This window comes from Novosphingobium sp. Chol11 (assembly GCF_945870625.1).
Classification (GTDB): domain Bacteria; phylum Pseudomonadota; class Alphaproteobacteria; order Sphingomonadales; family Sphingomonadaceae; genus Novosphingobium.
Map to the genome: position 1 here is coordinate 1 of NZ_CAMBTS010000091.1, position 13,279 is coordinate 13,279.

The 13,279-nt window shown below is 66.5% G+C and carries 9 protein-coding genes and 1 pseudogene; 4 read left to right on the top strand and 6 right to left on the bottom strand.

The annotated features are described in order from the left end of the window. Both Q0O40_RS12745 and Q0O40_RS12750 read right to left on the bottom strand, forming a co-directional pair. Window positions 1-683: pseudogene (locus Q0O40_RS12745) on the bottom strand (hypothetical protein); the annotation flags it as partial. After that, a complete protein-coding gene (locus Q0O40_RS12750; RefSeq protein WP_295530422.1) occupies window positions 680-1,645 on the bottom strand; it encodes an ATP-binding protein in 966 nt (321 codons plus the stop codon). The pseudogene Q0O40_RS12745 and the gene Q0O40_RS12750, both read right to left, overlap by 4 nt. 42 nt (window positions 1,646-1,687) lie before the next feature. On the opposite strand from Q0O40_RS12750, the gene Q0O40_RS12755 reads away from it, so the two are divergent. The 3 genes from Q0O40_RS12755 (at window position 1,688) to Q0O40_RS12765 (ending at window position 4,181) form a co-directional block, all read left to right on the top strand. After that, complete coding sequence (locus Q0O40_RS12755; protein WP_295530425.1) at window positions 1,688-2,200, top strand: TspO/MBR family protein; 513 nt, start codon at window positions 1,688-1,690, stop codon at window positions 2,198-2,200. A gap of 104 nt (window positions 2,201-2,304) precedes the next feature. Continuing rightward, window positions 2,305-3,180, top strand: a complete 876-nt coding sequence (gene hemC, locus Q0O40_RS12760) for a hydroxymethylbilane synthase (RefSeq protein WP_295530428.1) — start codon at window positions 2,305-2,307, stop codon at window positions 3,178-3,180. A gap of 23 nt (window positions 3,181-3,203) precedes the next feature. After that, window positions 3,204-4,181, top strand: coding sequence for an NAD(P)H-binding protein (locus Q0O40_RS12765; protein ID WP_295530431.1), 978 nt, complete (start codon window positions 3,204-3,206; stop codon window positions 4,179-4,181). An 8-nt stretch (window positions 4,182-4,189) separates the two neighbouring features. Here Q0O40_RS12765 and Q0O40_RS12770 read toward each other — a convergent pair whose 3' ends face one another. The 4 genes from Q0O40_RS12770 to Q0O40_RS12785 form a co-directional block, all read right to left on the bottom strand. After that, complete coding sequence (locus Q0O40_RS12770) at window positions 4,190-5,623, bottom strand: efflux transporter outer membrane subunit (RefSeq protein ID WP_295530434.1); 1,434 nt, start codon at window positions 5,621-5,623, stop codon at window positions 4,190-4,192. Then, complete coding sequence (locus Q0O40_RS12775) at window positions 5,620-8,757, bottom strand: efflux RND transporter permease subunit (protein ID WP_295530437.1); 3,138 nt, start codon at window positions 8,755-8,757, stop codon at window positions 5,620-5,622. The genes Q0O40_RS12770 and Q0O40_RS12775 overlap by 4 nt, the downstream gene beginning before the upstream one ends. Further along, window positions 8,754-9,908 (bottom strand): efflux RND transporter periplasmic adaptor subunit, encoded by a 1,155-nt coding sequence (locus tag Q0O40_RS12780; protein ID WP_295530445.1) that lies wholly within the window; start codon window positions 9,906-9,908, stop codon window positions 8,754-8,756. Before Q0O40_RS12780 ends, Q0O40_RS12775 begins: the two co-directional genes overlap by 4 nt. Window positions 9,909-10,131: 223 nt before the next feature. Continuing rightward, the gene (locus tag Q0O40_RS12785; protein ID WP_295530439.1) at window positions 10,132-11,757 is read right to left on the bottom strand and encodes a ShlB/FhaC/HecB family hemolysin secretion/activation protein; all 1,626 of its coding nucleotides are present in this window, start codon (window positions 11,755-11,757) and stop codon (window positions 10,132-10,134) included. 172 nt (window positions 11,758-11,929) lie between these two features. Here Q0O40_RS12785 and Q0O40_RS12790 point away from each other — a divergent pair. Further along, window positions 11,930-13,279: FecR family protein (locus Q0O40_RS12790; RefSeq protein ID WP_295530442.1), on the top strand; the 1,350-nt coding region annotated here is incomplete at its 3' end.

Sequence of the window (13,279 nt, forward strand, 5' to 3'; positions counted from 1 at the left end):
AGCGCGGCGGCGGTTGCGGCCAGCACTTCGAGGATCTGCGGCGAAGGCGCGGCAAAGGGGTGCATGTCACCTTGCTGCGGGTTCCAGCCGTCCCACGGCGTTGGCTCCCACCGGCCCTCATGGCCACCTAAAATTCGGACATGATCCTGAAAGGTGGTGCCGGTAAGGTCGATCCAGAACGCCAGCCGCTCGGCCAGCGCAGGCGGGACCCGCTCGTCGGGCTCGGCCCCATCGTCGAACGCGGCGACGAGGAACTGCGCCGGTCCGCGCAGCGCCGCACCATCGCGTTCGACAACGACTTCGCCGGTATCGATCACTGCCGCCAGCCTGCCGGCCACGGCATCGGACAAGCGCTCGGCCATCGGCACGACCACGACGCCGCCATTGGCCTCGGCCAGCAATCCGGTGCGCGAGACCGCGCGGCCCAAGGCGAGTGTCGCGGTCAGGTCGATCCCGCCGAGCAGCCGGTCGTCGTCGATATGGGCCGGCATGCGGCGCAGCGGCGCGCCTGCGGGCAAGCCGCCGCGCATTTCGGCGATCAGCGCCTCGCGCACCTCGCCGCCACCGCGCAGCACCATGCCGCCAAGGCCGGGATCGATCGCGCAGAGCCGCGCGGCAATCAGCGCGTCTTCAAAGGCGTCCGGTGGATCGTGGTCGGGCGTATCATCGCCCAGCGCGTTCACGCCGCCAACCCCTCCAGCGCGCGCTCGATGCGCACCGTCGAACCGGTCTCGTCGAGCACATTGCGCCGCAGCCGGTGGCGCAGCGCCATCGGCGCGACGGTGCGGATGTGCTCCTGTGTCGTCACCTCAGCGCCATTGAGCGCCGCCAGCGCGCGGGCCGAACGCATCAGGGTCAGCTCGCCGCGCAGGCCATCCGCGCCCACAGCCATGCACAGCCGCGAGGCAAAGGTCAGCACCTCATCGGGCACCGCCACTTTGGCCAGCGCCGCGCGCCCGCGCGCGATCTGTTTCAGCGCCTTGCGCTCATCCTTCTGCCAGATTTCGGCAAAGGCTTCGGGCGCGCGCTCAAACGCATCGCAGCGCTTCAGAATTTCGACGCGCTGTTTCAGATCCTGCGGCGTGCGCACTTCGACCGACAGCCCGAATCGGTCGAGCAATTGCGGGCGCAGCTCGCCCTCTTCGGGATTGCCGCTGCCGACCAGCACGAAGCGCGCCGGATGGCGCACGCTCAGCCCCTCGCGCTCGACGACATTCTCGCCCGACGCCGCCACATCGAGCAGCAGATCGACGATATGATCTTCGAGCAGGTTCACCTCGTCGATATAGAGGAAGCCGCCATTGGCGCGCGCCAGCAGGCCCGGTTCGAACGCCTTGATCCCCGCGCCCAAGGCCCGTTCCAGATCGAGCGCGCCGACCACGCGGTCCTCGGTCGCGCCCAGCGGCAGATCGACGAACGGGACCGGCACATTGCCCTTGCGCACAGTGCCATCCTGATAGCCGGCCTGCGCGGCGGGGATCGGCGGCAGCAGCGCCGCCAGCGCGCGCACCGCCGTCGATTTGCCAGTGCCGCGATCGCCGAACACCATCACCCCGCCGATCCGGGCATCGACCGCGGCAATCATCAGCGCGCGTTTCATTTCGTCTTGGCCGACGATGGCGGAAAAGGGGAACGACACTCGCATGCGATGCGTGTACCATGCGTTTGACAGTCTACAAGATGGACAATGCTTTTGCCCGAGTTCCTGCCCTCTACGCCAACCATTGTTGCCATCGCCGTCGCCGTCGTGCTCGGAGGGCTGGGCGGATTGATGACGCCGATCGGGCCGTGGTATGCCAATCTGCGCAAGCCCCCGCTGCAACCGCCCAACTGGCTGTTCGGGCCGGCCTGGACGGTGATCCTGGGCCTTGCCGCATGGTCGGCGATCATTGCGTGGAATGCTGCGGGCAATGCGGCGGAACAGACCAGTGTGGTGATCCTGTTTGCCACCAACGCGGTGTTTCACGCGCTGTGGAGCCCGCTGTTCTTTCGCCTGCGCCGCCCCGATTGGGCGCTGGTCGAGGTCGTGTTTCTGTGGGGCTCGCTGGTCGCGCTGGTCATCGGCCTGCGCCCGATCTCGCCCAACGCCAGCATGCTGATCGTGCCCTATCTGGTGTGGGTCAGCTTCGCGGCCTACCTCAACGCCGGGATTGTCGTGCTCAACCGCCCGTTCGCGCGCGCGGCGAAGCTGACCGTTTGACACGCGGCACCGGCAATAATAGTCGATAGGCCCGCGACAAAGGTGCCCCTGATGCTGTTTATCGAGTGTGTGACGATCCAGCCCGCCAGCATGCGAGCAGCGGCATGAGCCATGTCCGGATCGGCACGCGCGGCTCGCCCTTGGCGCTAGTGCAGGCCAATATGGTGCGCGACCAGCTGATTGCGGCGCACGGCGTTACCGCCGAAATCGTGATCATCAAGACCACCGGCGACATGGTGCAGGACCGGGCGCTCGCCGAAATTGGCGGCAAGGCGCTGTGGACCAAAGAGCTCGACCGCGCGCTGCTCGGCGGCGAGATCGATTGCGCGGTGCATTCGATGAAGGATGTCGAGACGATCCGCCCGGCCGAAATCGTGATCGCCGCGATGCTGCCGCGCGCCGATGTGCGCGACCGGCTGATCGGCGCGCCTTCGATTGCGGCCCTGCCACAAGGCGCAACCGTGGGCACGAGTTCGCCCCGGCGGCGCGCGCAATTGCTCCGCTTGCGGCCCGATCTCAAGATCGTGCTGTTTCGCGGCAATGTCGATACCCGGCTGGCCAAAGTGGCGGCGGGCGAAGCGCATGCGACCTTGCTCGCGGCGGCGGGCCTCGAACGATTGAACCGCCCCGATGTCGGCGTGGCCATCGCGCTGGACGAGATGTTGCCCGCCCCGGCGCAAGGCGCGGTCGGGATCGAAGCGCGGCAGGACGACGCCGCGATGCACGCCTTGCTCGCCGATCTGAATGACGCACCGACCTTCGTTTGCGTGATGGCCGAGCGCGCGCTGCTCGCTGCGCTGCATGCCGATTGCCATTCGCCGGTCGCGGCCCTTGCGGATGCATCGGGCACGATCCGCGCCGAGCTTTTCGCCGAAGACGGCAGCGCGCATGTGGCGGCCAACGGGAGTGATCCGGCGGTGCTGGCGCGCGATCTGCTCAGCGGCGCGCCCGACAGCATCCGGCGCTTGTTTGCGGCCTGACGCCGGATCAGCTGCGCCAGCCCATGTCTGACCAGCCCGGGCCAAAACGCGTTTTCCTGATCGGGGCCACCGGCACGATCGGCCGCGCCACCGCGCGCGCGCTGGTGCAGGCGGGCCACGCGGTGGTGTGCTTTGTGCGCCCGGAAACCAAGAGCCTGCCCGAATTTGCCGGAGCCACGGTGCGGTTCGGCCATGTGACCGATCCGGCCTCGCTGGCGCGCGATGGCTTTTGCGGCGAGCGGTTCGATGCGCTCGTCTCCTGCCTCACCTCGCGCACTGGCGCGCCGGGGGATGCCTGGGCCATCGAACACGATGCGCATGTCGCGGCGCTGGACGCGGCCAAGGCCGCCGGGGTGGGCCACATGGTGCTGCTTTCGGCAATCTGTGTGCAAAAGCCGCTGCTCGCGTTTCAGCGGGCCAAGCTGGCGTTCGAGAAAGTGCTGATCGAATCCGGCATCGACTATTCGATCGTGCGGGCGACGGCCTTTTTCAAATCGCTGTCCGGGCAGGTCGACCGAGTGAAGCAGGGCAAATCGTTTCTGGTTTTCGGCGATGGCACCAAGACCGCCTGCAAACCGATCAGCGACGACGATCTCGCCCGGTTCATCGCCGCATGCCTGACCGACCCCGAGCGCCGGGGCCGCATCCTGCCCATCGGCGGGCCGGGCGAGGCGATCACGCCGCGCCAGCAAGCCGAGCAGCTGTTTGCGCTGATGGGGCGCAAGGCCCGCATTTCCAGCGTGCCGGTGGCACTGCTCGATACGATCATCTTTGCGCTCTCCGCGCTGGGCCGGGTGGTCCCATCCTTGCGCGACAAGGCCGAACTGGCGCGGATCGGGCGCTATTATGCGACCGAGTCGATGCTCGTGCTCGATCCTGTGACCGGCCAATACAGCGCAGATGCCACGCCATCGACGGGCTCTGAAACGCTGCTGGATTTCTACGCCCGCCTGATCGCGGGCAAAGCCAGCATCGAGCGGGGCGAACACGCGGTGTTTTGAGCCCGCCGTCACCGGCGTTCGGGGGCCGCCTGATCTGCAAAAGTGTCGCCGCCAAGCGCGCGGTAGAGCGCGACGGTATTGCTGGCGCGCAGCAGCCGCGCGGCGACCAGCGAACGCTGCGCCCCATAGAGCGCGCGCTGCGCATCGAGGCTATCGAGAAACGACAGCGCCCCGCCGCGATAGCTTTGCTCGGTGAGGAAAGCGGTATCGCGGGCGGCGGCCTCGAGCGCGGTCTGCGCGTTGATCTGGTCGGCAATGGTGGCGCGGCGGGCGAGCGCGTCGGAAACCTCGCGGAAGGCGGACTGGATTGCGCGCTGATAGCTGGCAGTTGCACCTTCGGCCTGCGCGCGGGCCGCCGCCAGATTGCCGCGATTGACGCCCCAATCGAAGATCGGCAGCGCCGCCGATGCGCCCGCGCTATAATTGAAGCTGCCGCCGGTGAACAACGAGGACAGCGCCGCGCTGGCTAAGCCGGTGAAGCTGGTCAGCGATATGCGCGGGAAAAACGCAGCGCGCGCCGCGCCGATGCGGGCGCTGGCGGAGCGGAGTTGATATTCGGCCCCGACCACATCGGGCCGGCGCAGCAAGATGCTCGAATCGAGGCCCGCAGGAACCGGCGCGACGAGGGCATCGACGTCCTCGATCGCGCCCGGCAGGTCGTCCGCCGCCGCTGGCATGCCCACGAGCAGATCAAGCGCGTTGCGGTCTTGATCGACGATGGTCGTGAGGTTCGCCAGATCGGAGCGGGCGGTCGCCGCAATCGTTTCGGCCTGGCGCAGATTGGTGCGCGGGGCCACGCCGCCTTTGAGCCGCACGGCGGTGAGCGTCACGCTGCGCTCGGCGCTCGTGGCGGTCTGGCGCGCGATGGCGAGCAGGCTGCGGTCGGCGGCGAGGGTAAAGTAAACATCGGCGATGTCGGCGGCCAAAGTCAGCCGCGTGGCGCGCGCGGCCTGTTCGGTGGCCAGATAGCTATTGAGCGCAGTGTCGCTGAGGCTGCGCACCCGGCCGAACAGATCGAGCTCAAAGGCGGATTCGCCGATGTCGACGCTGTAGCTGGTGCGGATGCCGCTGGCCGCATTGGTGCCGACATTGACCAGATTGCCATTCGCCCCCTTGCGCACGGTGGCACTGGCCGAGGCGCCGACCGCGGGCAGCAGCGCGGCGCGCTGCACGCGGTAAAGCCCGCGCGCGGCGGCGACATTGGCGAGCGCGAGTTTGAGATCCTGATTGTTTTCAAGGCCGCGCGCGATCAGCGATTGCAGCCGCGTGTCGCGGAAAATCGCACGGTGATCGAGCGCCGCGAGATCGGTTTCGCTCGCCAGCAAGGCCGGATCGGCGATCCGCCAGCCTGCGGGAACGGCGGGCGCGGGCCGCACATACTTGGGCTGAAAGGTGCACGCGCCCAGCGACGCGAGGAGTAGCGAAGCCGCAAGACGCCTCATGCCGCCTTGCTCCCGCCGCTGAAAACCCGGCGCACGAGCACGAAGAACAGCGGCACGAAGAAGATCGCCAGCGCAGTCGCGGTGAGCATCCCGCCGATGACGGCGGTGCCGATTTCGACGCGGCTCTTGGCCCCCGCGCCGGTCGACAGCGCGAGCGGCAGCACACCGAAAATGAACGCGAGGCTGGTCATCAGAATCGGGCGCAGGCGCAGGCGCGCAGCCTCCAGCGCCGCCTCGACCGCCGATTTTCCGGCCTTTTCGGCTTGCTCGGCAAATTCGATGATCAGGATCGCGTTTTTGGCGGACAGGCCCATCGTGGTGAGCAGGCCAACCTGAAAGAACACGTCGTTCTCCAATGCGCGCAGCCACACCGCCAAGGCCGCGCCGACCAGCCCGACCGGGATGACCAGCATCACCGCAAACGGGATCGACCAGCTTTCATACAGCGCGGCAAGGCACAGGAACACCACCAGCAGCGAGAGCGCATAGAGCAGCGGGGCCTGATTGCCCGACAATCGCTCCTGATACGACAGATCGGACCATGCAACCGAGGTTCCCGGCTGCTTGGCCGCCAGCGCGGCGATCGCCTCCATCGCCTCGCCCGAACTGTGCCCTTCGGCGGCCTGCCCCTGAATCTGATAGGAAGGCGTCGCGTTGAAACGCGCGAGGTTCGAGGGGGCCTGCCCCCAGCTGACATCGGCGAAGGCCGAGAACGGGGCCATCGTTCCCGTGCTGCCGCGCACGAACCAGCTGGAGAGGTCCTCAGGACGGCTGCGATAGGGCGCGTCGCCTTGCACATAGACCCGCTTGACCCGGCCCCGGTCGATGAAGTCGTTGACATAAGTGCCGCCCCACGCGGTCGCGAGGGTCTGGTCGACTTGCGCCGAAGTGAGCCCCAGCGCGCCAACCTTCTCATCGTCGATTACAACTTCCAGCGTCGGATTGTCTTCCAGCGCGCCAAGCCGGACCGAGGCCAGTGCCGGATCGCCTTGCGCTTCCTGCACCAGCGCATCGCGCCGCGCCTTGAACTCGGCGCGGCTCAGCCCGCCGCTGTTGAGCAATTGCATCGAAAAGCCGTTCGACTGGCCAAGGCCGCGCACGGCAGGCGGAGAGGTCAGGAAGAACTCGGCGTCGCGCAGCCGCTTGCCCAGCTCGCGGGTGGCCTTCTTCGTAATGGCATCCGCGCTGAGCGCGCTGGTCGTGCGCTCGTCCCAGGGTTTGAGCATCACGAAGCCGCGCCCGGCATTTTGGCCGGCCCCGCCGCCGCCGCCGCCGCTCTGCCCCGAAACGGTGTAGACCACCTTCACCGCATCGCGCATGTCAGTGCGGAAATAGTCCTGAATCTGCTTCGCCACTGCTTCGGTGCGCGGCTGGGTGGCGCCCGGCGGCAAGGTGTATTGAATTTGGGCGCGGCCCTGATCCTCGACCGGCAGGAAGCTCGACGGCAGCCGGGCAAGCAGCACGAACAATAGCCCGATGATCCCGGCATAAGCCAGCATCGCGCGGCCGGAATGCGCGATCGTCGTCGCCACCCCATTGCGGTAGCGATCCGAGGTGCGCGCGAACCAGACATTGAACCGCGCGCCCTGCCCGGCCAGCCAGCCGCGCCAGCCGGTCTGCGGAGCAGCGCCGCGCTTTAGCAAAGTCGCGGTGAGCGCCGGGGTCAGCACCAGCGCGACGATCACCGAGAGCACCATCGAGGCGACGATGGTGATCGAAAACTGTTTGTAGATCACGCCCACCGAACCGCCGAAAAACGCCATCGGCAGGAACACGGCAGAGAGCACGAGCGCGATGGCGATCAGCGCGGTCTGGATATCGGCCATGGATTGGATCGTGGCATCGTGCGCCGAAATCTCCGGGTCCTCGTCCATCACCCGCTCGACATTCTCGACCACGACAATCGCATCATCGACGAGCAGGCCGATCGAGAGCACCATGCCAAACAAACTGAGCGTGTTGATGCTGAACCCCGCAATGGCCAGCACGCCGAAGGTGCCCAGCAGCACCACCGGCACGGCAATCGCGGGGATGAGCGTGGCGCGCCAGCTTTGCAGGAAAACGAACATGACGATAACGACGAGGACGATGGCCTCGATCAGCGTCTTGACCACTTCGTCGACCGAAAGCTGGATGAATGTGGTGCTATCGACCGGATAGCCGAATTTGAACCCATCGGGAAAAGTGGCCGAGAGCGCTTCGACTTCGGCCTTGACCAGCCTCGCCGTCGACAAGGCATCCGCGCCCGGGGCCAATTGCACGGCAAGGCCGGTCGCCGGATGCCCGTTGAAGCGGCTCACGATGTTGTAGTTTTCCGAGCCCAGCTCAACGCGCGCCACATCGCCGAGCAACACGCGCGAGCCATTGCCTTGCGCTTTAAGCACGATGCGGCGGAATTGCTCGGTCGTGGTGAGGCGCGAGCGCGCGGTGACGATAGCGGTGAGCCGCTGTTCATCCGACGAAGGTTGCGCGCCGATCTGGCCCGCCGCCACTTGCGTGTTCTGCGCCTGAATCGCCGAGATCACATCGGACGGCATGAGGTTCACCGCCGCAAGCTTGAACGGATCGAGCCAGATGCGCATCGCATATTGCGCGCCGAACACGTTGACATCGCCCACGCCCGCAATCCGGCCAATCCGGTCCTGCAGGTTCGAGACGAGAAAATCGGCTACATCGTTGTTGGTGACGCGGTCGGTCTCGTCATAGACCGAGACGATCATCAGGAAGTCGGCGCTCGATTTGGTGACGGTGAGCCCCTGCTGCTGCACCTGCTGCGGCAGACGGGCCAGCGCCTGCTGCACTTTGTTCTGCACCTGCACCTGGGCAATGTCGGGATCAGTGCCCTTTTCAAAGGTCGCGGTGATCGCGGCCGCGCCCGAGGAGCTGGACGAGGAGGTGAAATAGATGAGCCCGTCGATCCCGGTCAGCTGCTGCTCGATGATCTGGGTGACGCTCGATTCGACCGTCTCGGCCGAAGCCCCGGGGTAGTTCGCGCGGATATTGACCGCAGGCGGCGCGATATCGGGGTATTGTTCGATCGGCAGGGTGAACACCGCGCCCAGCCCGCCCAGCATGATGACAATCGCGATGACCCACGCGAAAATCGGCCGATCAATGAACGTGCGCGAGATCATTCGGCTTTTGGCGAACGCGGCGAACGTTTCTGGCCGGCGGCGGACTTCGACCCGGCCGCGACGGGCACGATCTTGCCGCCCGGCTTGATCTTGCCCAGCCCCTCGACGATCACCCTGTCGCCGGGCTTGAGGCCGCCGGTGACCAGCCACGTGTCGCCGATCGTGCGCTCAGCCGTGATGCTCTTGCGCACCGCAGTGCCCCCCGGCCCGACCAGCATGACCGTGGCCCCGCCCTTGGGATCGCGCGAAACGCCTGCTTGCGGCACGAGCATGCCGCGCGCGACGGTGGCCTGCGACAGCACGGCGCGAACATACATGCCGGGCAGCAACAATCCGCCAGGATTGGGAAAGCTGGCCCGCAAGGTGACGGTGCCGGTGGTGGCATCGACCATCGGCTCGGCAAATTGCAGCGTGCCGGACGAGCCATAGCGGCTGCCATCCTCGAGCGTGAGATCGACCGCAGCGGACGAGGGCGTTGAAGCGCCCGAGGCAAGCGCGCACCGCAGCTTCAAAAGATCGGCGCTGGATTGCTGGATATCGACATAGATCGGATCGAGCCGCTGGATCGTGGCCAGCGGCTCTACCTGGTTGGCCGCTACCAGCGCGCCGGTGGTGGCGAGCGAGCGGCCGATGCGCCCGCTGATCGGCGCGGGGACGCGGGTGAAGCGCAGATTGATCTGCGCGGTATCGAGCAGCGCGCGCGATTGCGCCACGCTGGCGGCGGCCTGCCGCGCGGCGGCGAGCGCATCGGTGTAGTCCTGCCGGCTCACCGCCTCGATCTCGGCCAGCGGGCGCAGCCGCTCGGCCTTTTGCGCGGCCGCCTCGCGCAACGCGCCTGCGCTGGCGAGATTGGCCTGCGCCTGCGCAGTGGCGGCGCGATAAAGGCTGGGGTCGATCTGATAAAGCGTTTGCCCGGCGCGCACCAACGCGCCTTCGGTGAACAACCGGGCGCGGATCACGCCCGAGACTTGCGGGCGCACTTCGGACATTTCGAATGCGGCGGTGCGGCCCGGCAGAACAATGGGGAGCGCCACCGTTTCCTCGCGGACGACCACGAATCCAGCCTCGGGCGTTGGCGGGGTGCGCTTGGCCGGCGCACCCGAACAGGCCGCGAGAAGGGCGGCGCATGCGAGAGAGGTGCAAAAGCCAATCCTGACCGAACCATTTCGGCGCGTTGCATTGATGGCGTCAACCTTGGTCCGCCGGGATCCGGTCTTCACGTTGGAACGGGGCCTTTCTCGCTCGCCTGCAATCACGCTGTGCGCACTGCCTGCCTAACACAAGCAAGCAGAATGCGCGATCATCGCCTTCTAGGCGCAGCATCCCGCAAGGGACATCAGCTTTTATGCGGAGGCCGCGCTGGCCATGACCGCGCTAGAACCGGCGCTCGACCGAAACGTTGACGCGCGGCGTCTTGTCTCTTGTGGCCGCACGCACCGTGTTGATCGGAACTGCCGCTTCGACCGAAAGCCGCAATTTGCCAAAGGCAGCGCGGACGCCGCCGCCGGTGGACGTCAGATCGCCGCCGCCAAAGCCGCCTTCAAGGTTCCAGATATGGCCGGTATCGATTTGCGCGAAGGGTTCGACCCAGTCGACGCCGTCCAACGGTTCCGATTGCCGCCAGCGCAATTCGCCCGAGGCCATCACCCCGCTATCGCCAAATCGCTCCCAGAAGTCGAACGCGCGCCCGAACGAAGGCCCGCCGAGGCCGATCTCCTGCGTGGCGAGGAGCGGGCGATCGGCAAGCTGGCCATTGGCCGCGATCCGCACCGAAAGGCCGCTGCCCAGCGGCTGGACCCAATCGGTCCAGAAAAATCCTTTGGTAAACACCCCGCTGGCATCAGGCCGCGAAGCGCGCGGATCGGCAGGCCCCGTCGCGCCGGCGAGGGCAAAGCCGCGCGTGACGCCCAATCCGCCAGAGAGGCGGCTGTTGCCGATGCGCGAGGTGGCATAGAGCCAGCCCGTCGCGGTCGCGGTGCTGTCGCGCAGATCGGGCTCGCCGTTATACGTGCCCACCACGCGTTGCAGCCCGATCTCGGCATTGGCCCAGATGCTGACCCGGTTCGCACGTTTGAGCGGTGTGCTGAGCAATATGCCGACGTGGGTGCTGTTGCTGTTGAAGCCGCTGCGCGAGGGCGCTGCGCGGCCATAAGAGCCGGTGAAGGCAAGCTGGGTGCCGCCAGTGCCGAGGCTCAGCGCATAGCGCCCGGAGACATAAGTCAATTGGCGCGGATCGGCGGGGGTGGCCACCGCCTGCAACGTCAAGCTATCGCCGACGTCGGCCAGCCCGATGAAATCATAGCGCAGCCGCGCGCGCACCGGCCCCAGATTGCGCTGCCCATATGTATCAATCCCGAAAGCACCGTGGCCGTTCTTTTCGCGGACCTCGACCAGCAGGACATTGCCGATATCCTCGTGCACCAGCCGGGTCGAGGCGATCTGGATCCCCGGCACATCCCCCGCTAGCAGCAACTGGCGCTCAAGCACTTCGCGGCGGACACCGCGCCCGGTGATCCGATCGAGGATGCGCTGCACCCGCGCATTTTTCGATCCGGTCATCCGCACGAGCGCGATGTCGCCCTCGTCGATCCGCACCGTCACCATCCCTGCGTTGACCGTCTGGGCCGGAACCGCAGCCGTGGCAAAGACAAAGCCGCGTTTGCGCGCGACCGCCGCAACGGCGCGCGCCAATTCCTGCAAATCCTGCGTCGACGCCAGCCGGCCGACATAATCGGCGATGACGGGCGCAAATGCTTCACGCGGCAGCGCGGGCGCGCCTTCGACAATCACCGCGCCGATCAGCAGGCCGCCGGGCAGGTCCGCCGGTACGCTCGCCGGCGCGTCTGGCGCAACGATCACCTCGCCAGCCGGACCGGCATCGCGGCGCGGTGCGGGCGCGTTCTGATCCTGCGCAATGCTTGCCGCATCGCGCACCGCTTGCGCCAGCACAGGGCTGGCGCACATCGGCACAACAACAACGGCAAGATGGTAAAGACGCATGCATATCCCGAATGTTTCGCACACGTGGTTATCGCCGCACCTAAGAACATTCGGTTAATCGCCGTGTTCCGTTAACTCGGCGGCAACCACGTTGATTGAAAACCTGTTCGTCACTGCTGGCGTAGTGTTCTGCTGAACCTCCGATAGCTCGGCGGTAGTCGGGAGTTGCCACGTGAAACCGCCTAAATACCGATTGGCCTTGTCGGGCGCCTTGTTTGGAACGCTGGCGTGGTTGCTGTTGCCAGCAAACGCGCTGGCCGGGACGCCGGGCTGGACTTTGTCGGAAGCTTCGGGGCTGGTCACGGTATCGTCGAGCGGACTGATCCGCGTTGCCAGCCGGGGATCATCGCTGAAGGTTGGCGACGTGATCGCGACCGGACCCAAGGGGCGCGCGGTTATCGTGCGCGGGCAGGAATACCTCGTGGTGGCGCCGGGTTCGCAGATTAAAGTGGCAGATCCGGCAAAAAGCGGGGGCATGACGCAGATCATCGAGCAATTCGGCAATGTCGTGTTCAAGATCAAGAAGATGACGATGCCGCACTTTGCGGTCGAAACACCGTTCCTCGCCGCAGTCGTGAAGGGCACGACGTTCAGCGTCACGGTGACCGAACGCGGAGCCAGCGTGCAAGTGCTCGAAGGCAGGGTCGAGGTTGAAACCCGCGATGGCGGTGCCCGCTATCTGGTTTTGCCTAACGATATCGGCTCGGTGGCAGGGACCGCGCCCGGACGGCTTAACGTGCAGGGCCGCGAGACGCGCTCGATCGACTCGCCAACGGCAGGCGGCGGCGTGGCCGCGCCATCCGCGCAGATCCTTCAAGCCGAACCTGCGGCAGCATCAGAGCCAGCAGCGGCAGCAGAGCCAGCGGCAGCAGAGCCAGCGGCAGCATCGGCAGAGGTGGCGGCTGAGCCAGCCAGCGCCAATTCCCCGGCCGGCACGGTCATCGCAGAAACGGTGAGCGAACCCCCGGTCGCGCTTGGTAGCGTAACCAATGGCATGGTCTCCGGGTCGTTGCTCGCGGTTGCCTCGCCCGTTGCCATCCTTGCCTCTGCCGGGGCCTCCGGCGAAGACCGAGCGGGAGCAGCAGCAGAGAGCGAAAGCGGCGCAAAGGCGGCCAGCAGCAGCGCGCAAGGCGATGATAAGAGCGACAGCGGCAAGAACGGCAGCGCGCAGCAGAGCAGCACCTCGGCGCGCGGCGACGATACGCGTGGCCCGGTGAGATTGGCGCTCGCAGACAATGCAGGCGAGGACGGCAACAGCGGCAAGAACAATGGAAGCGACAAAGGCGATTCCAGCGACGACGGCGATGCGGAAGAAAGCGGCAATTCCGGCAAGAACAACGGGAACGACAAAGGCGATTCCGGCGACGACAGCGATGCCGATGACCGCGGCAATTCCGGCAAGAACAACGGGAACGACAAAGGCGATTCCGGCGACGACAGCGATGCGGATGACAGCGGCAACTCCGGCAAGAACAACGGGAACGACAAAGGCGATTCCGGCGACGACAGCGATGCGGATGAC

Bases quoted from the DNA above. Each gene is read 5' to 3' on its own strand.
- hemC (WP_295530428.1), top strand. From the start codon at position 2,305: ATGAGCCATGTCCGGATCGGCACGCGCGGCTCGCCCTTGGCGCTAGTG.
- Q0O40_RS12770 (WP_295530434.1), bottom strand. From the start codon at position 5,623: ATGAGGCGTCTTGCGGCTTCGCTACTCCTCGCGTCGCTGGGCGCGTGC.
- Q0O40_RS12785 (WP_295530439.1), bottom strand. From the start codon at position 11,757: ATGCGTCTTTACCATCTTGCCGTTGTTGTTGTGCCGATGTGCGCCAGC.
- Q0O40_RS12755 (WP_295530425.1), top strand. From the start codon at position 1,688: ATGCTTTTGCCCGAGTTCCTGCCCTCTACGCCAACCATTGTTGCCATC.
- Q0O40_RS12765 (WP_295530431.1), top strand. From the start codon at position 3,204: ATGTCTGACCAGCCCGGGCCAAAACGCGTTTTCCTGATCGGGGCCACC.
- Q0O40_RS12775 (WP_295530437.1), bottom strand. From the start codon at position 8,757: ATGATCTCGCGCACGTTCATTGATCGGCCGATTTTCGCGTGGGTCATC.
- Q0O40_RS12750 (WP_295530422.1), bottom strand. From the start codon at position 1,645: ATGCGAGTGTCGTTCCCCTTTTCCGCCATCGTCGGCCAAGACGAAATG.